The sequence below is a fragment of the Marilutibacter maris genome, from assembly GCF_003233695.1.
GTDB lineage: Bacteria > Pseudomonadota > Gammaproteobacteria > Xanthomonadales > Xanthomonadaceae > Marilutibacter > Marilutibacter maris.
In genome coordinates this window covers 2,050,768-2,076,473 of record NZ_CP029843.1, presented here as the reverse complement: position 1 = coordinate 2,076,473, position 25,706 = coordinate 2,050,768, and the positions used below count along the sequence as shown (strand labels likewise).

At 69.3% G+C, this 25,706-nt stretch carries 18 protein-coding genes; 7 read left to right on the top strand and 11 right to left on the bottom strand.

Translation table 11 applies throughout. From position 1 onward, the window contains the following. Positions 1-41 precede the first annotated feature (41 nt). Positions 42-3,461 (bottom strand): Rne/Rng family ribonuclease, encoded by a 3,420-nt coding sequence (locus C9I47_RS09115; protein ID WP_111266465.1) that lies wholly within the window; start codon positions 3,459-3,461, stop codon positions 42-44. A 571-nt stretch (positions 3,462-4,032) separates the two neighbouring features. On the opposite strand from C9I47_RS09115, the gene C9I47_RS09110 reads away from it, so the two are divergent. Together C9I47_RS09110 and C9I47_RS09105 are read left to right on the top strand one after the other, a co-directional pair. Next, positions 4,033-5,043 (top strand): RluA family pseudouridine synthase, encoded by a 1,011-nt coding sequence (locus C9I47_RS09110; protein WP_111266464.1) that lies wholly within the window; start codon positions 4,033-4,035, stop codon positions 5,041-5,043. A 716-nt stretch (positions 5,044-5,759) separates the two neighbouring features. Next, positions 5,760-7,550 carry a DUF7933 domain-containing protein gene (locus tag C9I47_RS09105; RefSeq protein WP_223250071.1) on the top strand — a complete coding sequence of 597 codons (1,791 nt, stop codon included), beginning with the start codon at positions 5,760-5,762 and terminating at the stop codon, positions 7,548-7,550. Positions 7,551-7,766: 216 nt separating this feature from the next. Here the strand turns inward: C9I47_RS09105 and C9I47_RS09100 are convergent, their stop codons facing one another. Together C9I47_RS09100 and C9I47_RS09095 are read right to left on the bottom strand one after the other, a co-directional pair. Further along, complete coding sequence (locus C9I47_RS09100; RefSeq protein ID WP_111266462.1) at positions 7,767-8,177, bottom strand: energy transducer TonB; 411 nt, start codon at positions 8,175-8,177, stop codon at positions 7,767-7,769. Positions 8,178-8,212: 35 nt separating this feature from the next. Then, positions 8,213-8,554: a 4a-hydroxytetrahydrobiopterin dehydratase gene (locus C9I47_RS09095; RefSeq protein WP_111266461.1), complete on the bottom strand. Its 342-nt coding sequence runs from the start codon at positions 8,552-8,554 to the stop codon at positions 8,213-8,215. Positions 8,555-8,679: 125 nt separating this feature from the next. On the opposite strand from C9I47_RS09095, the gene C9I47_RS09090 reads away from it, so the two are divergent. Continuing rightward, on the top strand, positions 8,680-9,276 hold the full coding sequence (locus tag C9I47_RS09090) for an NfuA family Fe-S biogenesis protein (RefSeq protein WP_111266460.1): 597 nt from the start codon (positions 8,680-8,682) through the stop codon (positions 9,274-9,276). A 21-nt stretch (positions 9,277-9,297) separates the two neighbouring features. Next, entirely contained in the window at positions 9,298-11,043 is a 1,746-nt protein-coding gene (locus C9I47_RS09085; RefSeq protein WP_111266459.1) for a hypothetical protein, read from the top strand. A 1-nt stretch (position 11,044) separates the two neighbouring features. Here the strand turns inward: C9I47_RS09085 and C9I47_RS09080 are convergent, their stop codons facing one another. The 3 genes from C9I47_RS09080 to C9I47_RS09070 form a co-directional block, all read right to left on the bottom strand. Beyond that, complete coding sequence (locus tag C9I47_RS09080; protein ID WP_111266458.1) at positions 11,045-11,320, bottom strand: DUF4242 domain-containing protein; 276 nt, start codon at positions 11,318-11,320, stop codon at positions 11,045-11,047. A gap of 124 nt (positions 11,321-11,444) precedes the next feature. Then, entirely contained in the window at positions 11,445-11,891 is a 447-nt protein-coding gene (locus C9I47_RS09075; RefSeq protein ID WP_111266457.1) for a c-type cytochrome, read from the bottom strand. Positions 11,892-11,905: 14 nt separating this feature from the next. Further along, positions 11,906-12,304: a c-type cytochrome gene (locus tag C9I47_RS09070; protein WP_111268054.1), complete on the bottom strand. Its 399-nt coding sequence runs from the start codon at positions 12,302-12,304 to the stop codon at positions 11,906-11,908. Positions 12,305-12,912: 608 nt separating this feature from the next. Here C9I47_RS09070 and C9I47_RS09065 point away from each other — a divergent pair. The 3 genes from C9I47_RS09065 to C9I47_RS09055 are packed head-to-tail and all read left to right on the top strand — an operon-like array spanning position 12,913 to position 20,660. After that, on the top strand, positions 12,913-14,058 hold the full coding sequence (locus tag C9I47_RS09065; RefSeq protein WP_111266456.1) for an efflux RND transporter periplasmic adaptor subunit: 1,146 nt from the start codon (positions 12,913-12,915) through the stop codon (positions 14,056-14,058). 15 nt (positions 14,059-14,073) lie between these two features. Continuing rightward, complete coding sequence (locus C9I47_RS09060) at positions 14,074-17,574, top strand: efflux RND transporter permease subunit (RefSeq protein ID WP_223250070.1); 3,501 nt, start codon at positions 14,074-14,076, stop codon at positions 17,572-17,574. After that, the gene (locus tag C9I47_RS09055; protein ID WP_111266455.1) at positions 17,571-20,660 is read left to right on the top strand and encodes an efflux RND transporter permease subunit; all 3,090 of its coding nucleotides are present in this window, start codon (positions 17,571-17,573) and stop codon (positions 20,658-20,660) included. The genes C9I47_RS09060 and C9I47_RS09055 overlap by 4 nt, the downstream gene beginning before the upstream one ends. A gap of 384 nt (positions 20,661-21,044) precedes the next feature. Here C9I47_RS09055 and C9I47_RS09050 read toward each other — a convergent pair whose 3' ends face one another. The 5 genes from C9I47_RS09050 to C9I47_RS09030 all read right to left on the bottom strand — a co-directional run bounded on the left by C9I47_RS09050 (position 21,045) and on the right by C9I47_RS09030 (position 25,634). Further along, on the bottom strand, positions 21,045-22,259 hold the full coding sequence (locus C9I47_RS09050; RefSeq protein ID WP_111266454.1) for a TraB/GumN family protein: 1,215 nt from the start codon (positions 22,257-22,259) through the stop codon (positions 21,045-21,047). 263 nt (positions 22,260-22,522) lie between these two features. Further along, positions 22,523-23,470, bottom strand: a complete 948-nt coding sequence (locus tag C9I47_RS09045) for an alpha/beta hydrolase (protein WP_111266453.1) — start codon at positions 23,468-23,470, stop codon at positions 22,523-22,525. Positions 23,471-23,492: 22 nt separating this feature from the next. Then, positions 23,493-24,113, bottom strand: a complete 621-nt coding sequence (locus tag C9I47_RS09040) for a TetR/AcrR family transcriptional regulator (protein WP_111266452.1) — start codon at positions 24,111-24,113, stop codon at positions 23,493-23,495. 60 nt (positions 24,114-24,173) lie between these two features. Beyond that, entirely contained in the window at positions 24,174-24,746 is a 573-nt protein-coding gene (locus tag C9I47_RS09035; protein WP_111266451.1) for a GNAT family N-acetyltransferase, read from the bottom strand. Positions 24,747-24,749: 3 nt separating this feature from the next. After that, positions 24,750-25,634, bottom strand: coding sequence for a carbon-nitrogen hydrolase (locus tag C9I47_RS09030; RefSeq protein WP_111266450.1), 885 nt, complete (start codon positions 25,632-25,634; stop codon positions 24,750-24,752). Between the last annotated feature and the right edge of the window lie 72 nt (positions 25,635-25,706).

Below are 25,706 nucleotides of genomic sequence, written 5' to 3'. Positions count from 1 at the left end.
TGCGGGCGCATCCGTCCGTGCCGGTCGCGCGACCGGCGCGATCAGGCGTGGCGCTTGCCTGCTGTGTTGGCCTGGTCGTCGTCGCCGGCATCCTCGCCGCTGGCATCGTTGGAGGCCTGCTCGGAGGCCTGCCGCTCGGAGGCAGATTCCGCGGACTTGGCGTCAGGTGCCGGGGCTTCGGCGGCAGGCGCCACGGCCTCGTCCTCCGCGACCGCTTGGTCGTCGGCAGCGGTGCTGTCGGCCGGTGCCGCATCGGCGGAGGCGTCGGCGCCGTCGAGGTCGAACAGGCTGACCTGGCGGGTCGCGGCCTCGGTCACCGGAGCCGGGGCGGCTTCCGTCGTCCCGGCATCCGCCGCCGCGGCCGCTTCGGCGACGTCGCCCGTCTCGGCCGGGGCCGGGGCTACGGGCTCGGAGGCGTCCGCTGCGACTTCGCTGGAGACTTCATCGTGCCCGGCTTCAGGCGCGGACGCTTCGGCGTTCGCCACGACGGTGCCGTCGCTGCCGGTCGCGGCATCGCTCGGGCTCGCTTCGCTGCCGACATCGGCGGCGACTTCCGGTTCGGCGGCGTCGGCCGACGGCGTAGCGTCGCTGCCCCCATCGGTCAGGGACGTGTCGGCGACAGCAGGCTTGGCGACGACAGGCTCGGAGACGGCTGCCTTGGCGACGACCGGTTCTGCCTTTGCGGCCAGCTCGGCCGTGGTCGGCTCGGGCTGTTGCGCCGGCGCCGCATCGGCGACGGCGGTCGCAGGCGCCGGGGCCTCCGCCTGCGGCGCCGCCGGCAGCTCGATATCGTCGAAGTCGAACTCGGGCTGGGTGCGGCTGACCGCCTTGACACCGGCATCCTCGCCGGCGTCGTCCGATGCATCGTCAGCGACGCTGACAGCGACCGCCGCTGCGGTCACCGCCGCCGCCGATTCGCGCGGCGGCGCATCGCCGGTCGCGGCCTTCGGACGGGCGTTGCTGTCGCCGGCGTTCGCCGCCTCGGCTGCCTCGTTGGTGCTGACTGCGTCGCTCGCAGCCTTGTCGGCGACGGCATCGGCGACATCGCCCTCGCCAGCGCCGGAGGCTGCGTTCTCGCTGCCGCCCTCGGTCGCGCCGCCGCTGCGACGGCGACGACGGCCACCGCGGCGGCCACGGCGACGACGGCTGCCGCCTTCGCCGGCCTCGTCCGGGTTGGAACCGGCATCGGCCGCGGTCGTCGGTGCGGTCGCGGCCTGCGGCTGGTCGGCGGACGGCTCCTTCTCCTGCTCCTGAGGCGCGGCCTCGCTCGTCGTCGCAGTCGCGGCAGCGGCGGCCGCAGCCGCGGCGGCCTTGGCGGTGTCGACGTCCTCGCTCGCGGCCTGCTTCGCCCGCGCCGCGGCACGCTCTTCGCGCTTGTCGCTGCTACCGGTGTCGCGCTGAGCGTCGCGCTGCTTGCGGCCGCCGCTCTCGCCCTGGGCCTTGTCGGCCTGCGCGGCCTTCTGGCCCTTGCGGCTGTCGCGGCCGGATGCGGCGTCCTTCTGTTCGGCGCCGCGCTGTTCGGCGGCGCGATCGCTCTGCTTGTCGGCCTGCTTGTCGCTGCCACGGCCCTGGCCGCGCTTGGCCTCGTCGCGACGACCGCCCTTGCCGCCACGGCGGTTGCCGCGGCCTTCACCGCGACTGTCGGCGCGACCGTCGCCACGGTTGTCGTTGCGATTGCCGGCACGCTCGCCGCGGGCCTGCTTGGTGGAGGCCTCGCTCCTGGCCGGCTTCTCGGCCTCGACCGCACCGCTGCCACGGAAGAAGCGCAGGATGCGCTCGACCATGCCGACGGAATGGGTCGGAGCCTGCACCACCGGCGCCGGCGCGACCGGTGCCGGCTCGGCCTCGCGCGGCTCGCGCTGCGGGGCGGGGCGGTTGGGCTTGACCTTGGTCACCGCCGGTGCCGGCGGGACGTTCAGATGGGCCTTGGTCAGCGCATGGGTGGGCAGCTTGCGCGGCGTGCCGCGACGGTAGCTGGGCTTGTTGGACTCCTCGTCCAGCTCGTTCTCGCGAATGCGGGTGACTTCGAAATGCGGGGTGTGCAGCTGCTCGTCGGCGACGATCACCACAGGCGCATCGTGGCGCTGCTCGATCTCGATCAGGGCGCGGCGCTTCTCGTTGAGCAGGAAGGTCGCGATCTCGGTCGGCGCCTGCACCAGCACCTGGCCGGTGTTGTCCTTCATCGCGTGCTCTTCGGCCAGGCGCAGGATCGACAGCGACAGCGACTCGACGCTGCGCATGCGGCCATGGCCCTCGCAACGCGGGCAGACGATCTGGCTGGACTCGCCCAGGCTCGGACGCAGACGCTGGCGGCTCATCTCCAGCAGACCGAAGCGCGAGATGCGGCCGACCTGGACGCGCGCGCGGTCCTGCTTGAGCGCCTGCGCCAGCCGGTTCTCGACGTCGCGCTGGTGGCGGTTGCTGGACATGTCGATGAAGTCGATCACCACCAGGCCGCCGAGGTCGCGCAGGCGCATCTGGCGGGCGACCTCCTCGGCCGCCTCCAGGTTGGTGTTGAACGCGGTCTCCTCGATGTCGCCGCCCTTGGTCGCGCGCGCGGAGTTGACGTCGATCGCGGTCAGCGCCTCGGTCTGGTCGATCACCAGCGCGCCGCCGGACGGCAGCCGCACTTCGCGCTCATAGGCGCTCTCGATCTGCGACTCGATCTGGAATCGGTTGAACAGCGGCGTGTCGTCGGTGTAGTGCTTGAGCTTGCGCAGGTTGTGCGGCATCACCTGCTCGACGAACTCGCGCGCCTCGGCGTACATCTCGTCGGTGTCGACCAGTATCTCGCCGATGTCCGGGCGCATGTAGTCGCGCAGGGCGCGGATGATCAGGCGCGATTCCTGGTAGATCAGGAACGGCGAGGGCTTGGCCAGGGCGGCGTCGGTGATCGCCTTCCAGACGCTGGTCAGGTAGTCCAGGTCCCACTGCAGTTCCTCGGCATCGCGGCCGACGCCAGCGGTGCGGATGATCACGCCCATGTCCGGCGGGATCTGCAACGCGTCCATCGCCTTCTTCAGCTCGGCGCGGTCGTCGCCCTCGATCCGGCGCGAGACGCCGCCGGCGCTGGGCGAGTTCGGCATCAGCACCATATAGCGGCCGGCCAGCGAGATGAAGGTGGTCAGGGCGGCGCCCTTGTTGCCGCGCTCCTCCTTGTCGACCTGGACCACGACTTCCTGGCCTTCGCGCAGCAGCTCGCGCAGGCCGGCCTTGTTGTGGTCGACGCCCGACTGGAAGTAATCGCGGGAGATTTCCTTCAGCGGCAGGAAACCATGGCGCTCGGCGCCGTAGTCGACAAAGGCGGCTTCGAGGGAGGGCTCGAGGCGGGTGATCTTGCCCTTGTAGATGTTGGACTTCTTCTGTTCCTTGGACGGCTGTTCGATGTCGATGTCGTACAGGTTCTGGCCGTCCACGATCGCGACACGCAGCTCTTCGGCCTGCGTTGCGTTGATCAGCATTCGCTTCATTGTTCACGTCCTCGCGCGCTTCATCCCGCCCGAGGGCAGGCCGCGCGGAACGCCGTGGCGTTTCGCCTCTGGACACTTCGTCCGAGCCGTCGCCATGCCCGGAGGCAGGCGCCGGCAAGGTTTCAATTTCCAGCGCTACGACACCACGGCACGCCGCGGGAGCGCTTTGGTTGTTGCTTTCCGGTTGGAGTCCCGGCGACACGCGCACCTGGGTGCGCACGCCCCCGGGACGGGGACCTCGCGGCAGTTCCGGTCGGGGGTGACCCTCACGCCGCACAGGTGTGTTCATTTCTCGCTGCAGACGGTTTGACCCGCCGGACGAGGCCAGGTTCCGCCGTCCGCCCTTGCTAACATGGCGCCACGGATCGTTGACGATCGTTTCGTGGACACCGTCGCACGCGGACCGGATCCGCAGGAACGCCGATGCCACGGAGCGCCCCCTGTAGCGGTGATCTGTACCCGGGATGCGCCAGAGGGTGTCTGCCGGGATGGCCGGGCAGCGACTTCCTGCGAAATCAAAACCTTAGCTCGCGTCGCGAGTGTATCAGATAAGCCTTCCCAAATGCCCCGTTCAGATTCCTCAGATCGTTCATCCCGTTCCGATACCGCCACCCCGGAGCCTTCCCGTGGCGGCGCCCGCCTGGTGCGGGTGCCCGACGACCGCGATGGCCAGCGGCTCGACAATTTCCTTTCCGGCCAGCTCAAGGGCGTTCCCAAGTCCTTGATCTACAAGATCGTGCGCTCCGGCCAGGTGCGGGTGAACGGCGGCCGGGCCAAGGCCGAGCGCAAGCTCGCCGGCGGCGACGAGGTGCGGATTCCACCGGTCCGCGTGGCTGAACCGGGCCAAGCCACGACCCCGGCCAAGGGCCTGCTGGAGGCGATGGAAGCATCGATCGTGTTCGAGGACGCCCGCCTGCTGGCGATCAGCAAGCCGTCCGGGATCGCCAGCCATGGCGGCAGCGGCATCAGCCATGGCGCGATCGAGACCCTGCGCGCACTGCGGCCGGGCCAATCGCTGGAACTGGTGCACCGGCTCGACCGCGACACCTCGGGCCTGCTGGTGGTGGCCAAGAAGCGCTCGGCGCTGACCGAGCTGCAGGCACTGATGCGCGAGGACGCCTCGGTGAAGGGGCGGGGCATCCATAAACGCTATCTGACCCTGCTGGTCGGACGGATGCCCGACGGGGTGATGAGCGTGGATGCGCCACTGCACGTCGGCCTGCGCCAGGGCGGCGAGCGCCACGTGCAGGTGAACCCGCAAGGCAAACCCTCGCTGAGCCATTTCAGCGTGATCGAACGCCGTGGCGGGCAGTCCTACTGCGAGGTCCGGATCGAGACCGGACGCACCCACCAGATCCGCGTGCATGCCCAGCACATCGGCCATCCGGTCGCCGGCGACCCCAAGTACGGCGACGAGGCGGCCAACCGCCGCCTGCGCGAACAGGCGGGACTGAAACGGATGTTCCTGCACGCCTCGACCCTGGAGTTCAGCCTCGACGACGGCCGCACGCCGTACCTGCTGAACGCGCCGCTGCCGCCCGAACTGGCCGCCGTCCTCGATCGGTTGGGGTGAGAGCCGGCGTTTGCGAGCCACTGGCTCGCGCCGGCTCGAACGCCCGAGCGCTGCGCGCGAGGGCCGGGGCAGGCGTTTGCGAGCCACTGGCTCGCGCCGGCTCGAACGCCCGAGCGCTGTGCGCGAGGGCCGGGGCAGGCGTTTGCGAGCCACTGGCTCGCGCCGGCTCGAACGCCCGAGCGCTGTGCGCGAGGGCCGGGGTCGGCGTTTGCGAGCCATTGGCTCGCGCCGGCTCGAACGCCCGAGCGCTGTGCGCGAGGGCCGGGGCAGGCGCTTTTCGTAGGAGCGGCGTGAGCCGCGATCCCCGGGCCGCGCCCGGGAACCCCCAAAGTTTGCTGCGCAAACCTTGGGCCCCGCCGTTGCGTCTCCACACCCCCATCCGCGCTGCGCGCGAATCGCCCCCTCACTCAGGGGGCGGGGCAAACGCCGCCGCTCCTACGGGAGTAGCCGTGAGTCAGGGGAGTGCCCGTTCAGCTGGTTCCGCACTTCATAAAATGTGAAACAAGTCCTGATTCTCCCGGGGTTGGCGATATGTGTTGAGAAGACGCCATCCGCGCCAGGGACACCGATCCACACGGGACCGGGGGCACCTCTCCAGGAATGGACCGGACGGCCGACGCAGCAACCCGAGCGTTGGGGATAGATCAGTGATACAGGGAAAACGATACCGCGCCCATGCCGTGACGGCCGTACTGCTGGCGGCCATGGGCCCGCCCATGATTGCGCATGCCGACCAGTGGATGAGCAGCGCGACCGGCAGCACGACCGTCAACGGGCAGCAGATCAACATGGCGTTCGGCAATGGCGTGACCGCCTTCTATCGCCAGACCGATCATCTGGTGGTCGGCGGCTGCGGGCCGGGCGGGGCGCTGGCGACGGGCACCACGGCCCCCCTGTCCGGGACCAATGTTCCCGCCTTCATCGAGCCGAATCCGCCTGCGGCTTCGGCGCGGGTCGGCCAGTGCCTGACCTCTTCGCTGGGACGGGTCAATCACGTGTTCGCGTTCAACAAGCCGGTGATCAACCCCACTCTGCACATCGTCAACATCGATGCCAGCGACTACGCGGTCAGCGGCGCCTCGATCACCGGTGGCACGGTCACGTTGCAGGCAATGGCATTCAACAATGTGATGCAGTTGAGCAGCGGGACATTGCCGTCGACCTTCAACACCAATCCCGGCAACGCGGTCAATTTCGGCTGTGAAGCCAACAATGGCACCAACCCGCGCGGACGCTGCGGCAGCTTCCGCCTGTTCTCCACCGACCCGATCCAGGCCTGGGCGACGGTCAACACCTCGCGGCGGGTCCTGCAGAGCGCCGATGGCTGGCAGTGGTCGGTGTCGTTCCAGCTGGCGACCCTGACCAAGGCCTTCGCGCCGGCGGTCATCGCGCCCGGTGATGTCAGCACCTTGACCTTCACCATCGACAACACCAATGCGACCAACGGCACCAATCCGGTCACCGCGTCCGGCCTGTCGCCGCTGGACTTCGGCGACCTGCTGCCCGCGGGCGTCACCATCGCTGACGCCAACGTCGCCAGCACCTGTCCTGGCGCGGTATTCCGGGACCTTGGCGGTGGCGCGCTCGGCGCCGGCGATACCGGCGTGCTGGTGACCGGGTTCCGTGTCGGGGTGAATGCCACCTGCACGTTGACGCTCAATGTCACCGCGGCGACGCCCGGGACCTATGTCAACACCGTCGCGAACATGGGCAGCAGCATCGGCAACCTGGTGCTGGCGCCGAATGCGACCCTGACCGTGGTGCCGACATCCCTGCGCCTGCGCAAGGCGCTCCCGGACGGACGCGCGATCGCGAGCGACCAGTTCACCCTGTCGATCGCCGGGACCGGCGGCCCGGCCAATGCGACCACGACCGGCAGCAACAACGCGCCGGCGGAGGAGGCGGTGATCGACCCGGCCACGCCCGGCGCCACCTACACCCTGTCCGAGACCGGCGCCGCGGCTGCCGACCTGGGCAACTACGTGACCAGCTATGCGTGCACCAATGCACTGGCCGGCGGGCAGACGCCATCGGGCACCGGTACCAGCTTCGACATCACCGCCGCGCTCGGCGATGACCTGACCTGTACCTTCAGCAACCGGCGCCGGCAGGCGGACCTGACGATCAGCAAGACCAACACACCCGCCGCCGGTCCTAACGACCAGGCGGCCGACACCCTGGTGGCCGGCACCACGACCACCTACACCCTGGCGGTGACCAACAACGGACCGGACGCGGTCGATGGTGCGGTCGTGACCGACGCCGGTCGTGGGCCTGAACTGCCCCGCGGGCAACGCGGTGACCATCACCGGCGCCGGCGTGCCGGCCGGCAGCTTCACCGTCGCCGACCTCACCGGCGCAGGCATCGCCCTGGGTGCGCTGGCGGTCGGCGAAACCGCCGTGCTGAGTTTCAACTGCAATGTCTTGTGATCGAGGAGGCCGCGACGTGGGCAGGCATGATGCGTCGTTCAACAAGTTCGGACTGGGTGCAGGTCGCGGCGGCCTGAGGTCGGCAGCGATGGCGTTTCGCGTCGCCGCGATCGCGCTGTCGGTGGCGCTGGCGGTTCCGTGCATCCTGCCCGCCGGGGCGTGGGCGGCCACGGTCGGCGGTTGAGGCGAAGCCGCGGATGGCAGGCTCGGCATGCGCCCGGGCCTGGCGCGCGGTCCTCCTTGCAGCGACGGTTATGGCGGCGCTGCGGGGCGACGGCAAGCCGCGGCCTTGATCAGAGCTGGTCGGGCTCGGTCTGCTCGCGCTGCAGGCAGAGTTCGGACTCCTGCGGCGGGGTGAAATTCATCGGCACCTGGATGGTCTGCGAAACCGGCTTGCCGTGGCGGGTCGCCGGCTTGAATTCCCAGGCGCGCACACCGGCGTCGGCGGCACGGTCGAGCTCGGGAACGCCGCTGCTGCCGGTAATGGTGACCGCCGTCGGCCGCCCTTCCGGCCCCACCACCACCTGCATCACCACCTTGCCGCCGACGTCCGAGCAGGCCAGTTCCAGCGGATAGTCGGGGGGCGGCGTGTGGATCGCGGCGATCTCGGTCGAGGGAATCTCGGGTTCGGGCACGGGTGCCCGGCAACCGCTCACCGCGAGCGCGGCGACCGATATCAGCAGCAGGGGGCTTTGACGATTCATGGGAGGCTCCCGCCGCGGATTCGCGGCATGTGGACTCAGTCGGCCAGGGCGTCGGCCTTGGCGGCGCAGATGAAGTCGTTCTCGCTCAGGCCTCCGACATCGTGGGTCGAGAAGCGCACCACGCAGCGGTCGTAGTGCACGCCCAGATCGGGATGATGGTCCTCGCGATGGGCGACGAAGGCCAGCGCATTCACGAACGCCATCGTCTGATGGTAGTTGTCGAAAGTAAAAGTCTTGCTAAGCGCATGCCCGTCCTCGACCCGTTCCCAACCGCTCAGCTGTGGCATCAGTTCGCGGATGCTGGCTTCGTTGAGACGGTGCTCCTTGCCCCGACGCGGGATGCAGTGGGCCTGGGCGAGCGGGATGAGGTCGTTCATGGCGGGAATCCTGGCGAGCGGTTCGTGGCGCCGGACGGCCGCGTCCGGATGAACGAACCATGTGTATGAAGCAGGCGGGCGGTTTCGATGCCGCCGCACCCGATTTACCCCGTTAGAATAGCCCCATGATCCAGATTTCAGAATCCGCCCAGGTCCACTTCCGCAAGCTGATCGATCGCGAGGCGATTCCAGGCCTTGGCGTGCGTCTGTCGGCGGTCCGTCCCGGCACGCCCGGCGCGGACGTCCGCCTGGAGTTCGCCGAGCCCGGCGACCTCAACGGCGACGAGTGGGCGATCGACTGCGAGGGCTTCACGCTCTGGCTCGACGGCGCGAGCACACAGTATCTCGACGGCGCGGAAATCGACTACGAAGCGCGCGCCACCGGCGGCCAGCTGCAGATTCGCGCACCGAGGATCAAGGGCGAGGCGCCGGCCGAAAGCGCCTCGCTGGTCGAGCGGGTGCGCTGGGTGGTCGAGCAGGAAATCAATCCGCAGCTGGCGCAGCACCGTGGACACGTGTCGGTCGAGCAGGTCACCGCCGAAGGCGAGGTCTACCTGCGCTTCGGTGGCGGTTGCCATGGCTGTGGCATGGTCGATGTCACCCTCAAGCAGGGCATCGAGAAGACCCTGATGGGCAAGGTGCAGGGCGTGACCGCGGTACGTGACGCGACCGATCACGACAGCGGCACCGCCCCCTACATCCGCCGCGACTCTGCGGCCTGACCGGACAGGCCCTCGCGCCGCATGTTCTCGGCCTCCGACCTGGTCCAGGCCGTCCAGCGCCGACTGCGGCTGAGCCAACGCCGATCGCATCCGCCTGGCGAGTTCCCGCCGGGTTGGGAGTCGTGGTTCGCGCAGATGCGCGAGCGGGTCGACGCGGTCACCGGCGCCAGTGCGGATTCGGTCCTGGCGGTGCTGCTGGCGCGGCCGCCGGCAAGGCCATTGCCGCAACCGATCGGCGCAATGAACCAGTGGCAGGTGTTCGCATCGGTCTGGCGCCAGCATTGGCACCCGCCCGAGCCGCAGGAGCGTGGGCTGCGCTGGCTGGCCGGCATCCTGTCCGCGGTGATCCACCTCCTGCTCGGGATCGCGTTGCTGTGGCTGCTGTTTGCCGCGCCCCGGTTCGCCGCCGCGCCACCGGAGGGTGAGACCGTGGTCCAGGTCGAGTACATCGGCCAGGGCACACCGGAGGAGGTCGGCGGCGGTCCCGCCCCGCCGGCCCCGACCGAACCCGAAACGGCCGAGACTCCGGTCGCCGCACCGGCCCAGACGCCGGCGCCGAGCGACCCTGAGCCGACGCCGCGGACATCGCCGGCGGCCACCGTGCCGCAGATCGATGTCGCGATCGAATCCCCTTCCTTGCAGGCGCCACCACCGCCGATGCCTAGTCGCGAGGTGCCGGTGCCGGAGCCCACGGCCGTCGAAACGCCATCGGCGGCCGAGCAGCGCCTCACCGTCAGCGAACCGGCCGCCGATACGTCCGCGGTGTTCCTGCTGCCGCCGCCCACGCCCCGGGTCCAGGCACAGCCGACGCCGGCACCGGAGCTCGACGCCGTCCAACCGGTGGTGCGGACGCGCGAGATTCCGGCACCGGCGCAGGCGCCGTCGCGACCATCGCTGGAGATCCGTGCGCAGGCGCCCGACGACGCGCCCGCGGTGCAGAGCAACCTGCCGGGCGTCACCGAGCGCGAAGTGCCCGCACCTGTGCAGCGTCCGCGCCTGCGGGCACCGGCCGCGACCACGGTCGCCGCGCCACAGCTGCAATCGCGTACCCAGGCGGTGCGCGAGGCCAGCGTGCCGATGCCCGCCGCGACGACGGCCTCACAGCCATCGGCCCCGACGACAGGGCAGTCCACACCCGCGACATCCCAGGCCGCATCGTCATCCCAGGCGGCGACATCGACGCCGTCCACCGCGCCGGCCCCGGCCGCCGCCGGCGCGCCGTCGCAAGCGGTCGCGGGCAGCGGACCGCGCAGCGAGCCGGCACCGGGCGGATGGCCGACGCGCGAACGCGCCGACGATTGGGGCGCCTCCGACCGCAACGTTCCCGGTGGCCAGCGTGGCGAAGGACCGGGCCTGTTCAACAGCGACGGCAGCGTGCGGCTGGCGGAACAGCCGGGCTCGGCATCGCCGGCGCAGCCGCCGGGGACCTATACCGAGGAAATCACCGACCTCGACCGCAACGGCACCTGGCTTAAGCGGCCGCCGGTCGGCTACGAGCCGACCCTGTTCGATCGCTACTGGCGGCCGAACGAGAACCTGCTGCAGGAATGGGTGCGGCGCGGCATCAAGTCGGTCGAGATCCCGATCCCGGGCACGACCAAGAAGATCAGCTGCGCGGTATCGCTGCTGGCGCTGGGCGGCGGTTGCGGGATCAGCGACCCCAACCTCAACGAGCAGCCGGCCGAGGCGCGGCCGCCGCCGGACATTCCGTTCAAGCCGGAGCTGCAGGAAGACAACGGCAGTCTGCGCCCCGCCGACGGCGGTTGAATCAGGCTTCCGCGGTGACCGGGTCGATCACCGCGGTCACTTCCGACACCCGGTCGACCGGGAAGCCGCCCTGGCGGGCGTGCTCGCGGATCGCCGCCTCGTCGTTGGCGATGTAGATGCAGTAGACCTTGTCGCCGGTGACGAAGCTCTGCTGCCACTGGATCTGAGGCCCCATCCCGTCGAGCACCTCGCAGGAATTGCGCGATATCTCCTGCAACTGCGCCGCGGTCAGCTGGCCCGCGCCTGGAATCTCTCGTTCGATCACGAATCTGGGCATGACGATGGCTCCTGTGGTGAGGCGTCCCGCCGCATGCGGGGCGATCATCACAACGCAGAATGGCAACGAAAAAGGCCCGCTTGCGCGGGCCTTCGTCGTCCGTTGCCGGCAGCTGACTGACGGCTCAGTGCACGTCGTGCAGATCGCGCAGCTGGCTCTCGCGCGAACCGAAGTAGGCCGCCAGGTCGGCAATCTGCTGGTCGGTCAGGCTCTTGGCCTGGCTGGACATCAGCGCATGCTCGCGATCACCGCCGCGGTACTGCTGCAGGGCGTGCGCCAGATAGTCGGCGTACTGGCCACCGAGCTTGGGGTAGGTCGCGTCGATCGGGGCGTTGCCCTCGGCGCCGTGGCAGTCCACGCAGGACTGGCCGGTGGCCTCGCCCTTGGCGCTGGCCAGCTGTTCGCCGGCGGTGACATGGCCCTGCGGCAGGCCGGCCGAGGAGGAGGTCGGCGCCGCGTGGGCTTCGCCGGCCTCGCCGTGGCCGTCTTCGCCGCCGCCGGAGCACGCGGCCAGGGCGAGCAGGGCGGCCGCGATGGCGCTGATCCTGATGATGCTGATCTTGTTCGTCATGGGCTTGTGCTCACTCACTTCAGGCTGGACAGGAAGGCGGCAATATCGGCGATGTCCTGGTCGGAGAAGCTCTGCGCCTGGGCCTGCATCGTCGGGTGCTTGCGCGTGCCCTTCTGGTACTCGTGCAACGCGTTGGCAAGGTACTCCGCGGACTGTCCGCCGATCTTGGGCACCTTGTAGCTCGGGTAGGCGTTCTTGTAGCCGGTGATCCCGTGGCAGCCCTGACAGGTGTAGGTCAGCATGCGGCCCTGATCGGCATTGCCCTGCAGGGCGGCCTGGGCGGCGGCGGGAGCGGCCTCGGTGGCGGCCTCCTCGGCGGGCGGCGGGGTCACGCTCTCGTCCTGGGCGCGGCTGGGCGCGAAGGCCAAGGCGGTGGTCAGGGCAAGGCTGGCGGCGATCGTCAGCGGTCGCATCATGTCTATGTCCGCAATCTCGAATGGCTGGCAGGGAAGGCTGGCTGGCGGCGGGGCGGTCGCCCCGTCACTCCGACCACGCATAAGTCCGCAAGTATAGCCTGCGATTCGGCCTCTGTTTAGGGAGGCGGGGTGGGGAGGCTGGTTTGGGAGGCTAGAACAACGCGGTCCCGGACCCGCACCGGCGTCGCCGGTTCGAGTCTGAGGCGGTTCCGATGCCGGCCGCATGCCCGGCCGGGGCCTCCGGCGAGGTCGCGGCGGGGCGGCGAGCACATCCGCCCCGTTCGTCGCAAGCCCGACTTGCGGGACATGACGATGCAACCGGTCGACGCCATGCTGCATCCCATGTTCATGGCGTATCCGACGCCGGCGCCGTCCCGCCCGCGTCGCAGCCGCCGTTGGTCGGAGTAGGCGGGCGTGGCGGCAGTCACCATGACCTTCGGCGCATGCCGAAATCAGAACTGGTGATATACATATCTACAACACCGGCATACACCCCGGTCGGGACCGGGGTGCAGCGGTGGTCCCGACCGCCGACGGCCGCCCCCGGGCCGCCCGCCGGCACCGGTCTCCAGACAACTTCATCAATACTCCAGGGTCCCAGAATCATGTCTTCCCTCACGCGTAATCCCGGCGCCTTCGGTGCCCGCGCCGCCATCCTGACCTTGAGCTGCCTGCTCGCGCTGTCCGCCTGCAAGGGCGGCAACGGTGAGGCCGAGGCCAAGGAAGGCAAGGACAAGAAGGTCGAGGCGATCCCGGTCGAGGTCGTCGAGGCCGGCCACCGCGCGATCTCGGCCAGCTACACCGGCACCGCGGCGCTGGAGGCGCGCGCCGAATCGCAGGTCATCGCCAAGATCTCCGGCGTCGCCCTGGACGTGATGGTGGAAGAGGGCGACCGCGTCAACGCCGGCCAGCAGCTGGTGCGGCTGGACGCCGACCGTGCGCGGCTGCAGGCGGCGCAGACCGCCGCGCAGATGGCCAAGCTGCAGAACAACTACGCGCGCGCGCGCCAGCTCGCCGAGCAGAACCTGATCAGCGCCAACGACAACGACCAGCTCAAGTACGACCTGGAAAACGCCCGCGCCGCCAACCGGCTGGCCCAGCTCGAGCTGTCCTACACGAACGTGACCGCACCGATCTCCGGCGTGGTCGCGTCGCGTTCGATCAAGCCGGGCAACTTCGTCCAGATCAATACCCCGATCCTGCGCATCGTCGACATCTCCAGGCTCGAGGCGACCCTGAACGTGCCCGAGCGCGAACTGGCCACGCTCAAGCCCGGCCTGCCGGTGCGGATGCAGGTCGACGCGCTGCCGGGCCGGACCTTCAGCGGCACCGTCGATCGCGTCGCCCCGGTGGTCGATGCCGGCAGCGGCACGTTCCGGGTGATCTGCGCCTTCGATGGCGACGACATCCTGCAGCCGGGCATGTTCGGCCGCATCAGCATCGACTACGACCAGCGCGCCAATGCCCTGGTGGTGCCGCGCAACGCGGTGGTCGACGCCGAGGGCGACCCGGCGCTGTTCGTGCTGCGCGACAGCAAGGCGGCGCGCGTGCCGGTCAAGCTCGGCTACATCGACGGCGAGTGGGTCGAGGTGGTCGAGGGCGTGAAGCCCGGCGACCGCGTGGTCACCGCCGGCAAGAGCGCGCTGCGCGAGGGCACCGACGTGCAGGTGGTCGGCGCGCCGGGCAGCGACCCCGAGCCGGTCGCCGCCGCCGAGGCCAAGTCCGACGACAAGACCGAAACCCAGCAGTAAGCGCCGGAGCCCGACGTGAGCGACCCCGTGACGAACCACGCCCCGCCCGAGCCGCGCGGCTTCAACCTGGTCGAGTTTTCCACCCGCCGCCGGGTGACGATCTGGATGATCACGATCAGCCTGCTGCTGTTCGGCGTGATCTCGCTGTTCAACCTGAAGGTCAACCTGCTGCCCGACCTGAGCTTCCCGACCCTGACCGTGCGCACCGAGTACACCGGTGCGGCGCCGTCGGAGATCGAGACCCTGATCACCGAGCCGGTCGAGGAAGCGGTCGGCGTGGTCAAGGGCCTGCGCAAGCTCAAGTCGGTCTCGCGCACCGGCCAGAGCGATGTCGTGCTCGAGTTCGCCTGGGGCACCGACATGGACAAGGCCATGCTCGAGGTGCGCGACAAGATCGAGGTGCTGCAGCTGCCGCAGGAAGCCGAGCAGCCGGTGCTGCTGCGCTTCAATCCGTCGACCGAGCCGATCGTCCGCCTCGCGCTCAGCGTCAAGGAGGAGGCCTCGGGGGACGGCCTGCGCCAGCTCACCGCGATGCGCCGCTATGCCGACGACGACCTGAAGAAGAAGCTCGAGCCGGTCGAGGGTGTCGCCGCGGTCAAGGTCGGCGGCGGCCTGGAGGACGAGATCCAGGTCGATATCGATCAGCAGAAGCTGGCCCAGCTGAACCTGCCGATCGACACCGTGATCACCCGCCTGCAGCAGGAGAACGTCAACGTCTCCGGCGGGCGCCTGGAGGAGGGTTCGCAGCGCTATCTGGTGCGCACCGTCAACCAGTTCGCCAGCGTCGACGAGATCCGCGAGATGCTGGTGACCACCCAGCGCGTGGGCGCCAGCGACGCGACCAGCGCGGCCGAGCAGATGGCGCGGGTCGCCGCGGCCACCGGCGACGCCAGCGCGATGGCCGCCGCGGCCTCGGTGCAGAGCGCATCCTCCTCCGGCCAGAGCACCGCCGCCGGCGGCATGCCGGTGCGGTTGAAGGACATCGCCGAGGTCCGCCAGGGCTACAAGGAGCGCGAGGCGATCATCCGCCTGGCCGGCAAGGAGGCGGTCGAACTGGCGATCTACAAGGAGGGCGACGCCAATACGGTGTCGACCGCCGACCAGATCCACAAGCGCCTGCAGCAACTCGAGTCGACCCTGCCCGAACAGTTCGAGCTGACCGTCATCGAGGACCAGTCGCAGTTCATCCGAAGCGCGATCAGCGAGGTCAAGAAGGACGCCCTGATCGGCGGCCTGCTGGCGATCCTGATCATCTTCCTGTTCCTGCGCGACGGCTGGAGCACCTTCGTGATCGGCCTGTCGCTGCCGGTCTCGATCGTCACCACCTTCTTCTTCATGGGCCAGATGGACCTGAGCCTCAACGTGATGTCGCTGGGCGGTCTGGCGCTGGCGACCGGCCTGGTGGTCGACGACTCGATCGTGGTGCTGGAATCGATCGCCAAGGCGCGCGAGCGCGGCCTGGGCATCCTCGAAGCGGCGATCACCGGTACCCGCGAGGTCAGCATGGCGGTGGTCGCCTCGACCCTGACCACGATCGCGGTGTTCCTGCCGCTGGTGTTCGTCGAGGGCATCGCCGGCCAGCTGTTCCGCGACCAGGCGCTGACCGTGGCGCTGGCGATCGCGATCTCGCTGCTGGTGTCGATGACCCTGATCCCGATGCTCAGCTCGCTCAAGGGCCGCGCGCCGATGAGCTTCCCGGAGGAGCCGTCGCATCCGCGCTGGCACCCGGAGTCGAAGCTGCAGAAGCCGCTGGCGGCGACCGGACGCGGCATCGGTACCGGCATCCGCGGTGCGCTGTTCGGTGTGTTCTGGGTGTTCGTGCGCCTGTGGCGCGGCCTGGCCGCGGTGGTCGGCCCGGTGATGCGCAAGGCCAGCGACATCGCGATGGCGCCCTACGGACGTGCCGAGCGCGGCTACCTGCGCCTGTTGCCGGCGGCGTTGGCGCGGCCGGGTCTGGTGCTGGGCGTGGCCGCGCTGGCGTTCGCCGCGTCGCTGGCGATCGTGCCGATGCTGGGCGCCGACCTGATCCCGCAGCTGGCCCAGGACCGCTTCGAGATGACGGTCAAGCTGCCGCCGGGCACGCCGCTGCGCGATACCGACGCACTGGTGCAGGACATCCAGCGCAAGCACAGCGAGGACCCCGGCGTCCGCACCATGTTCGGCGTCTCCGGCAGCGGCACCCGGCTCGACGCCAGCCCGACCGAGAGCGGCGAGAACATCGGCAAGATCAGCATCGTGATGACCGATGGCGGCAGCGAGAAGATCGAGGCCGAGGAGACCGAGCGCCTGCGCGAAACCATGCTGGCGCACCCGGGCGCCCAGGTCGATTTCAGCCGCCCCGAGCTGTTCAGCTTCTCCACGCCGCTGGAAATCGAACTGCGCGGCGACGATCTGGGCGTGCTGCAGGAGGCCGGCCAGCAGATGGCGACGATGCTGCGCGGCAACGACCACTATGCCGACGTCACTTCGACGGTCGAACAGGGCTTCCCCGAAATCCAGATCCGCTTCGATCAGGACCGGGCCGGCGCGTTGGGCCTGACCACCCGCGAGATCGCCGACGCGGTGGTCAAGAAGGTGCGTGGCGAGGTCGCGACCCGCTACAGCTTCCGTGATCGCAAGATCGACGTGCTGGTCCGCGCCCAGGAGTCCGATCGCGCGTCGGTCGAGGACATCCGCCGATTGATCGTCAATCCCGGCAGCAACCGGCCGGTGACCCTGGAGTCGGTCGCCGAGGTGCTGGCCACCACCGGTCCCAGCGAGATCCATCGCGCCGATCAGGTCCGGGTCGCGGTGATCTCGGCCAACCTGCGCGGCATCGACCTGGGCACCGCGGTCGAGGAAGTGCAGAAGATGGTCGACGAACGGCCGCTGTCGCCGGGCGTGCGCATGCACATCGGCGGCCAGGGCGAGGAACTGGCCGAGTCGGTCGCCTCGCTGCTGTTCGCGTTCGGCCTGGCGATCTTCCTGGTCTACCTGGTCATGGCCTCGCAGTTCGAGTCGCTGCTGCACCCGTTCGTGATCCTGTTCACCATCCCGCTGGCGATGGTCGGTGCGGTGCTGGCGCTGATGCTGACCGGCAACACGATCTCGGTGGTGGTGTTCATCGGCCTGATCCTGCTGGTGGGACTGGTCACCAAGAACGCGATCATCCTGGTCGACAAGGTCAACCAGTTGCGCGAGTCCGGCCTGGGCAAGCATGAAGCGCTGATCGAGGGCGCGCGCTCGCGCCTGCGTCCGATCACCATGACCACGCTGTGCACGCTGTTCGGCTTCCTGCCGCTGGCGATCGCGGTGGGCGAGGGCGCGGAGGTGCGTTCGCCGATGGCGATCACGGTGATCGGCGGCCTGCTGGTCTCGACCCTGCTGACCCTGGTGGTGATCCCGGTGGTCTACGACCTGCTCGACCGCCGTGGCGACGCCTATTACCGCGAGCGCGGCGCGCGCGGTCTGCATGTCGGCGCGGCATTGCCCGCCGATGCCCGCGGCGACCTGGACAGCGGAGAGCAGCAGGCATGACAGTCGCCGAACTCAGCCTGAAACGTCCCGTCACCACGGTGATGCTGTTCGTGTCGATGTTCGTGGTCGGCCTGATCGCATCGTTCCGGTTGCCGCTGGAAGCGCTGCCGGACGTCTCGGCCCCGTTCCTGTTCGTGCAGCTGCCGTACACCGGCTCGACCCCGGAAGAGGTCGAGCGCACGGTGCTGCGGCCGGTCGAGGAAGCGCTGGCGACCCTCAACGGGGTCAAGCGGATGGGCGGCGGCGCGCGCGCCGACGGCGCCTACGTGTTCATGGAGTTCTCCGACTGGGACAAGGACATCGCGATCACCGCCTCGGAGGCGCGCGAGCGCATCGATGCGATCCGCGACGAGCTGCCGGACGATTTCCAGCGCTACTTCGTCCACAAGTTCTCGACCAGCGACGAGGCCTTCCTGCGCGTCCGCCTGGCCGCCGACATCGACCTGACCGGCGCCTACGAGCTGATCGACCGCGAGATGAAGCGGCGTATCGAGCGGGTTCCGGGCGTGGCCCGGGTCGAGATCAGCGGCGCGCCGCCCAACGAGATCGAGATCGCGATCGACCCCGAGCGGCTGACCGCGCACGGGGTCAATCTCAATGAACTCAACGCCACCCTGCGCGCGGTCAATTTCTCGGTCTCGGCCGGCACCATCGACGACGCCGGTCTGCGCCTGCGGGTGCAGCCGATCGGCGAGCTGACCACGCTCGACCAGCTGCGCAACCTGGTCGTCGGCGCCAACGGTCTGCGCCTGTCCGACATCGCCGAGGTGCGGCTGAAGGGCTCGCGGATGGACTATGGACGCCGCCTGGACGGGCGCGCCGCGGTCGGCCTGGACATCTACAAGGAGCGCAACGCCAACCTGGTCGAAACCTCCAAGCGCGTGCTGGAGGTGGTCGATGAGATCCGCGAGTCGCCCGAACTGAGCGGCATCGACCTGAAGGTGATCCAGAACCAGGGCGAGGAGGTCACCGACTCGCTGATCGAACTGGCCGAGGCCGGTGCGATCGGCCTGCTGCTGTCGATCGCGGTACTGTTCTTCTTCCTGCGCCACTGGCCGTCGACGCTGATGGTCACCCTGGCGATTCCGATCTGCTTCGTGATGACCCTGGGCTTCATGCACTTCTCCGGGGTGACCCTGAACGTGCTGACCCTGATGGGCCTGCTGCTGGCGGTCGGCATGCTGGTCGACAACGCGGTGGTGGTGGTCGAGAGCATCTACCAGGAACGCGAACGGATGCCCGGGCAGCCGGCCAAGGCCTCGATCGTCGGCACCCGCCACGTCGCCATCGCGCTGTCCGCCGGCACCCTGTGCCACTGCATCGTGTTCCTGCCCAACCTGCTGGGCGAGACCAACAACATCAGCATCTTCATGGCCCAGATCGCGATCACGATCTCGGTGTCGCTGCTGGCGTCGTGGCTGGTCGCGGTCAGCCTGATCCCGATGCTGTCCTCGCGGATGAAGACGCCGCCGGCGGTGCAGAACGAGAAGGGCCTGATCTCGCGCCTGCAACGCCGCTACGCGGGCACGCTGCGCTGGACCCTGGAGCACCGCGGCTGGAGCGTGGTCGGCATCATCCTGATCATCGCGCTCAGCATCGTGCCGATGACGCTGACCAAGTTCGACATGTTCGGCGGCGGCGGCGGCAAGGAAGCGCAGATCTACTACCAGTGGAACGGCGGCTACACCAAGGAGCAGATCTCCGACGAGGTGCTGCGGATCGAGAAGTACCTGGAAGCGAACCGCGAGCGCCTGCAGATCAAGCAGATCTACTCGTGGTACAGCGAGCAGGGCGACGCCGCCACCATGGTGACCTTCGACGACGAGATCGGCGACATCAAGCCGCTGACCGAGATCATCAGCAAGGAGCTGCCGAAGTCGGCGCGGGTCGAGGTCGGCATCCGCGGCCAGGGCGACCGCGACGGCGGCAACGAGGGACTGCAGGTGCAACTGGTCGGCGACTCGACCCAGGTGCTGACCGATCTGGCCCGCGACATCGTCCCGGTGCTGGCCGCCCGCAGCGAGCTGCGCGACGTGCGCGTCGACGCCGGCGACCAGAACAGCGAACTGATCGTGACCGTCGACCGCGAGCGCGCGGCGGCGTTCGGATTCAGCGTGCAGGAAGTGTCGAGCTTCGTCGGTCTGGCCCTGCGCGGCGCGCAGCTGCGCGAGTTCCGCCGCGGCCAGACCGAGGTGCCGGTATGGGTGCGCTTCGCCGGCGCCGAGAAGTACGGGGTGGAGGACATGGAGAGCTTCATGGTCCGTTCCGCCGACGGTCGCTCGGTGCCGTTGCTGAGCATGGTCGATGTCAGCGTGGTGCCGGCGGCGACCCAGATCAGCCGCACCAATCGCCAGACCACGGTGACGATCGCCGCCAACCTGGCCGGCGAGACCACCACCCCGGACGCGCGCAAGGCGATGGAGGAGACCCTCAAGTCGATGGCGTTCCCGCCCGGCTACACCTACTCGTTCGACGGCAGTGCGTTCCAGCGCGACGACGAGGCGGCCAAGCAGATGATGTTCAACACCCTGCTGGCGCTGGTGATGATCTACGTGGTGATGGCGGCGGTGTTCGAATCGCTGCTGTTCCCGGCCGCGATCATGAGCTGCGTGCTGTTCTCGGTGTTCGGCGTGTTCTGGCTGTTCTGGATCACCGGCACCACCTTCAGCATCATGGCCTTCATCGGCATCCTGGTGCTGATGGGCGTGGTGGTGAACAACGGCATCGTGATGATCGAGCACATCAACAATCTGCGAAGGCGCGGACTGTCGCGCACCGACGCGCTGGTCGAGGGCAGCCGCGAACGCCTGCGTCCGATCATGATGACGATGGGCACCGCGATCCTGGCGATGGTGCCGATCTCGCTGAGCGACACCGTGGTCCTCGGCGGCGCCGAGTACTCGCCGATGGCGCGCGCGGTGGCCGGTGGGTTGGCGTTCTCGACCGTGGTCAGCCTGCTGTTCCTGCCGACGATCTACGCGATCCTCGACGATCTGCGCAACGGCATGATCCGGATCATCCGCCGCGCCCGCGGCAAGTCGCCGGACCCGGCCGGCGCGGCGGTCGCGGCGATGCACGTGGAGTGATGTCGCGACAGGGCCGGCGTCCAACGCCGGCCCCGCTCGCAAGGCTGGACAGCAACAGGCCCGGGCGGGAAACCGTCCGGGCCTGTTGCATGCTCTTCGCGATATCTCCCGTAGGAGCGGCGTGGGCCGCGATGGAGCTTGTAACAGGAAACACCCCGGTCGCAGCTCACGCAGCTCCTACGAAGCCCATCCTGGAGCGCGTGGACACGCCGTCAGCGTCTCCCGTAGAGGCGGCGCAGGCCTCTAACGGAAACATCCCGGTCGCGGCTTACGCAGCTCCTACGAAACCCATTCTGGAGCGCACGGACACGCCGTCAGCGTCTCCCGTAGGAGCGGCGTAAGCCGCGATGAGGCGCTGCCGGAAGCGTCGAGCGCGGTTTGGAGTCAGCCGAACAACTTGCCGAGCATGCGCAGGCCGCCGGTCCACACGCCGATCGCGGTGCCGAGGCTGGTCAGGAAGAAGTTGAGCAGGACCCGGGCGACCCGGTTGCGCCACCAGCCGCGCAGGGTGCCGACGTCGTCGCGCAGGGCCATGAAGTCGGCATAGGTCGGTTTGCGCACCCAGGCCTCGGTCAGCGCGCTCAGGGTGCCCGAGGCCAGGGCCGGATGCAGCGGAGTGATCGGCGAGGCGAGGAAGGCGACCAGGATGCTCAGCGGATGTCCGCCGGCGATCGCGCAGCCCAGCGCGCCGAGCAGACCGGTGGCCAGTACCCATTGCAGCAGCAGGTCGGAGCCCACGTCCAGGCCGCCCTGCCAGAAGCCCCAGGCGAAGCCGCCGAGCACGAACACCGACAGCGCGATGGTGAACCACGGCACATCGCTCTTCTTCGGCAATGCCTCCAGTTCCTCGCGGATATTCACCGGCGGCGTCGGCTCCTCGCGCAGGTGCCGGGCCAGGCCCTGCAGGTGGCCGGCACCGACCACCGCCAGCACTTCGCGGGCGTCGCCGGCGCTCTCGCGCAGGCGAGCGGCCATGTAACGGTCGCGCTCGGCGATCACGGTCTCGTACAGCGCCGGGCTGTCGCTGGCGAACTCGCTGAAGCTGGAGGCGAGCATGTCGCCGGTCTTGAGCTTCTCGATGTCGTCCTCGTGCACCGGCTCGTCGACGAACAAGCCGGCGAGCAGGCCGCCGCCGAGTTTGGCCCGGCCCCAGAAGCCCAGCTTGTTGGATGCGCGCTTGAAGGTCAGGCCGACCTCGCGATCGATCAGGTGCACCGGCAGTTCGCGTTCGCGCGCCTCGACCACGGCGCGCTTGAGCTCGGCGCCGGGCTCGATCCCGAGTTGTTCGGCGAGTCGGCGCTGATAGGCGGCCAGGGCGAGATTGGCCGCGAACAACGCGGTGCGGCCGGTGCGGATCACCTGCACCAGATCGAGTTTGGCGAGCGCGTCGGGGTCGGTCAGCGACTGCAGGCGTTGCGGATCGAGCTCGACCGCCACCGCGTCGAAACCGCCGCCCTCGATCGCCTCGCAGACCGCGTCGACACTGGCCTGCGACACGTGCGCGGTGCCCAGCAGGGTGTAGCGCACGCCCTCGCGTTCGACGATTTCATGAGGCTGGTCGCGCCAGGTCGGCGGCGCGGCGGTCGCGGTTTCGGTCATGCGGGAGGAATCCGGTGGGAAGCGGTCGATCGGGGCATCGCCGATGCGCGAGGGCCCGGTCGTTCGATCTGGGGGCCATCATGCGCGAGACAAGCCCGCACCGCCAATCCGCCGTGGCCAGCGGCTGTCGCGACGACGATACGGGCATCGTCCTGGCCGGTGTCTTTCCCCAGGACCGTCCATCGCGGCTGACGCCGCTTCTACGAAAGGCAACAACACCTCCCTGGCGTAATAGTGATGCGAGCGGTGATGGCTTGTTCCGCTCAGGCGAAGCCATAGGGCAGGTCCTGGGTCGAGACGATCCGGTCGCCAACCGTCCTGCCTTCGATGAAGTCGACGCCGGCACGAATCACTTCCGGGTCGTCGAGGATGCGGCGGTGACCGAGGCCGTCGGTGGTCAGCAGCCGCGCATGCGGCCAGAACCGCGCGTAGCGCTCGCCCTCGCTCCAGGGCACTTCGCGGTCGCGCAGGTCGTGCACCACCAGCGCCGGCTGCGCCAGGTGCGGCACCACCGTGTGTGCCTGCATGTCCTCGAAGCGGATCCCCAGCCGCGACTCGAACTGCGCGCGCATGCGCCGGCACACATGGGCGGCCAGGCCGATCATGCCGGCGAAGCGACGGCTGGCATCGATCGGGTCGGCGGCCGGCGCGACCAGCACCACGCGGTCCGCGCGCAGGCCCGCCTCCAGCGCCAGCATGGTCGCCGCACCGCCGAGCGAATGACCGATCACCGCCGCGGCCGGCCCGAACCGCCGTCCGACCGCGAGCAGATGGTCGCGGAATCCGGGCAGGGTGGTCTGTCGGCCCGGACTGCGGCCGTGCGCGAACTGGTCGAAGCCGACCACCGCGTAGCCGGCCGCGGTCAACGCAGGCAGCCAGCTGTCGATGCGCAGGCCATGGCTGGACCAGCCGTGCGAGAACAGCACGTAGGGTTGTCGCGCCGGCTCGCCCCAGACATAGGCGACGACACTGTGGCCGTCGGCGTCGACATCGACCCGACACCCGTCCGCCGGCAGCGGCTGGCCGGCGGCGCGGCGGGTAGCCGCCAACGGGGTGGCGAATAGCCGGCCGGCGCGGGCCGCCGTCGTTTCCGGCGCCAGCCAGCCGCCGAGTCCGAATGCGGTACGGATCAGTCGCCCGATGATATTTGATCGAACGGTCGTGCTTATTTTCTGTCGTGGCAAGGCGTGATTGCGGGTATCCCGGTTCATGGCATGTACCTGCGGGTTTCGTTCAGGAGGTGGGGGAGGGCTCGGCGGCGTAAGCGCCCAGCAGCCGCTCGAGGCCCTTGCGGCCGCGCTCGGCGGCCGATGCGTAGCCGAACAGCCCGGCGTCGTGATGCACGCCAAGCGCGATCGCATACAGCTCGAACGCCATCTGCTCGGGCTCGGTATCGGCGCCGAGCTCGCCGACGTCGACCGCCAGCCGGATCGCCCGGGCCAGCTCGCCGCGCCAGGCATGTTGCTGCATCAATACCCGATCGCGCAGCGGACCGGGGCGGTCGTCGTACTCGCTGACTGCGGCGACCAGCAGACAGCCGCCCTCGTTCTGGCGGGCCCAGTCGAACCAGCCCAGCACGATCGCGCGCAGCCGCGCCAGGCCGCGCGGCTGCGCCAATGCCGGCGTCAGCACCGCGTTCACGAAGCGCTCGCCGGCATGGTCGAGGACCGCCAGTTGCAGGTCCTCGCGCGAGCCGAAGTGGGCGAACACGCCGCTCTTGGACATGCCGACCGCCTGCGCCAGCGGCCCGATCGACAGGCTCTCCAGGCCGCCGGCACAAGCGAAGCCGTAGGCCTGATCGATGATCGCCTCGCGGGTGGCGGTGCCTTTGCAGGTGGCGGCCAGTGCGTTCATGACGGCAAAATAGCACGACCGTTCTAAAATTCAACGACCGTTCGTCGGCGCCGGGCAGGCTCAGCCCGGCCAGATCACGCCGAACGGGGGCGCCAGCCCGTCATCGCCACCGCCACCGCCACCGCCACCGCCGAGCCTGCGTTGCATCTGCACGGTATCCAGCCAGCGCCCGTGTTTGCGCCCCAGGCCGCGGAACACTCCGACGGTACGGAAGCCCAGCCGCTCGTGCAGGATCACCGAGGCACGGTTGCCGCCATCGCCGATCACCGCGACCATCTGCCGGAAGCCGATCGCCTCGCAACGCTCGATCAAGGCCTGCAGCAGGGCCCGGCCGACACCGCGCCCCTGCAGGCCCGGAACCACGTAGACAGTGTCCTCGACCGTCCACTGGTAGCCGATGCGGTCGCGATAGGGACCGGCGTAGGCGTAGCCGGCGAAGCGGCCGTCCAGCTCGGCGACCAGGTACGGAAAGCCGTGATCGACCAGGTGACGCCAGCGGCGCCGCATCTCGGCCGCCTCCGGCACCCGGTATTCGTAGGTGGCGACCCCGTGCAGCACCTCGTCCGCGTACAGTGCGGCGATTGCCGCCATGTCAGCGTCGCCTGCCTCGCGCAGTCGCGCGGCCGGACTCATCGCTCAGTCGCGATAACGCTTGAGCAGGTCGTCGTAGGCGTCGATGCGGCGGTCGCGCAGGAACGGCCAGATCCGCCGCACGTGCTCGCTGCGCTGCAGGTCGACCTCGGCCATCAGCAGGGTCGGATCGCCACCGGCCTCGGCCAGGAACTCGCCCTGGGGGCCGAGCACGTGGCTGTTGCCCCAGAAGTCGATGCCCGAAGCGCCCAGCGGCGACGCCTCGTGTCCGACCCGGTTGCAGCTGAGCACCGGCAGGCCGTTGGCGACCGCGTGCCCGCGGTGGCTGAGGACCCAGGCGTCGCGCTGGCGGTTCTTCTCGTCCTGGGCGTCGTCCGGGTCCCAGCCGATCGCGGTCGGATACAGCAGCAGTTCGGCGCCGGCCAGCGCCATCAGCCGCGCGCCCTCGGGATACCACTGGTCCCAGCACACCAGCACGCCGAGCCGGCCCACCGAGGTGTCGATCGGCTCGAAGCCGATATCGCCGGGCGTGAAGTAGAACTTCTCGTAGAAGCCCGGATCGTCGGGGATGTGCATCTTGCGGTACTTGCCGGCGGTCGAGCCGTCGGCATCGAACACCACCGCGGTGTTGTGGTAGAGCCCGGTCGCGCGCTTCTCGAACAGCGAGCTGACCAGGACCACGCCGTGCCGCTTCGCCAGCCGGCCGAGTCGCTCGGTCGAGGGGCCGGGGATGGTCTCGGCCAGGTCGAACTCGTCGACCGACTCGTGCTGGCAGAAGTAGGCGCCGTTGTGCAGTTCCTGCAACAGCACCAGCTTGGCGCCCTGGCGGGCGGCCTCGGCGACGCGCGCCTCGATGACGGCGAGGTTGTCCTCGGCGCCGCCGTGGTTCTTTTCCTGGATCAGGGCAACGGGCAGGGTTCTGGTCTTCATGCCGGCATTGTATGCGTATGGAGTGCAGGCGCCGGGCCAGGGGGCCGTTGGCGTCGAGGGCGCGGATGGGGA

Bases quoted from the DNA above. Each gene is read 5' to 3' on its own strand.
- C9I47_RS09115 (WP_111266465.1), bottom strand. From the start codon at position 3,461: ATGCTGATCAACGCAACGCAGGCCGAAGAGCTGCGTGTCGCGATCGTG.
- C9I47_RS09110 (WP_111266464.1), top strand. From the start codon at position 4,033: ATGCCCCGTTCAGATTCCTCAGATCGTTCATCCCGTTCCGATACCGCC.
- C9I47_RS09105 (WP_223250071.1), top strand. From the start codon at position 5,760: ATGATTGCGCATGCCGACCAGTGGATGAGCAGCGCGACCGGCAGCACG.
- C9I47_RS09100 (WP_111266462.1), bottom strand. From the start codon at position 8,177: ATGAATCGTCAAAGCCCCCTGCTGCTGATATCGGTCGCCGCGCTCGCG.
- C9I47_RS09095 (WP_111266461.1), bottom strand. From the start codon at position 8,554: ATGAACGACCTCATCCCGCTCGCCCAGGCCCACTGCATCCCGCGTCGG.
- C9I47_RS09090 (WP_111266460.1), top strand. From the start codon at position 8,680: ATGATCCAGATTTCAGAATCCGCCCAGGTCCACTTCCGCAAGCTGATC.
- C9I47_RS09085 (WP_111266459.1), top strand. From the start codon at position 9,298: ATGTTCTCGGCCTCCGACCTGGTCCAGGCCGTCCAGCGCCGACTGCGG.
- C9I47_RS09080 (WP_111266458.1), bottom strand. From the start codon at position 11,320: ATGCCCAGATTCGTGATCGAACGAGAGATTCCAGGCGCGGGCCAGCTG.
- C9I47_RS09075 (WP_111266457.1), bottom strand. From the start codon at position 11,891: ATGACGAACAAGATCAGCATCATCAGGATCAGCGCCATCGCGGCCGCC.
- C9I47_RS09070 (WP_111268054.1), bottom strand. From the start codon at position 12,304: ATGCGACCGCTGACGATCGCCGCCAGCCTTGCCCTGACCACCGCCTTG.
- C9I47_RS09065 (WP_111266456.1), top strand. From the start codon at position 12,913: ATGTCTTCCCTCACGCGTAATCCCGGCGCCTTCGGTGCCCGCGCCGCC.
- C9I47_RS09055 (WP_111266455.1), top strand. From the start codon at position 17,571: ATGACAGTCGCCGAACTCAGCCTGAAACGTCCCGTCACCACGGTGATG.
- C9I47_RS09050 (WP_111266454.1), bottom strand. From the start codon at position 22,259: ATGACCGAAACCGCGACCGCCGCGCCGCCGACCTGGCGCGACCAGCCT.
- C9I47_RS09045 (WP_111266453.1), bottom strand. From the start codon at position 23,470: ATGAACCGGGATACCCGCAATCACGCCTTGCCACGACAGAAAATAAGC.
- C9I47_RS09040 (WP_111266452.1), bottom strand. From the start codon at position 24,113: ATGAACGCACTGGCCGCCACCTGCAAAGGCACCGCCACCCGCGAGGCG.
- C9I47_RS09035 (WP_111266451.1), bottom strand. From the start codon at position 24,746: ATGAGTCCGGCCGCGCGACTGCGCGAGGCAGGCGACGCTGACATGGCG.
- C9I47_RS09030 (WP_111266450.1), bottom strand. From the start codon at position 25,634: ATGAAGACCAGAACCCTGCCCGTTGCCCTGATCCAGGAAAAGAACCAC.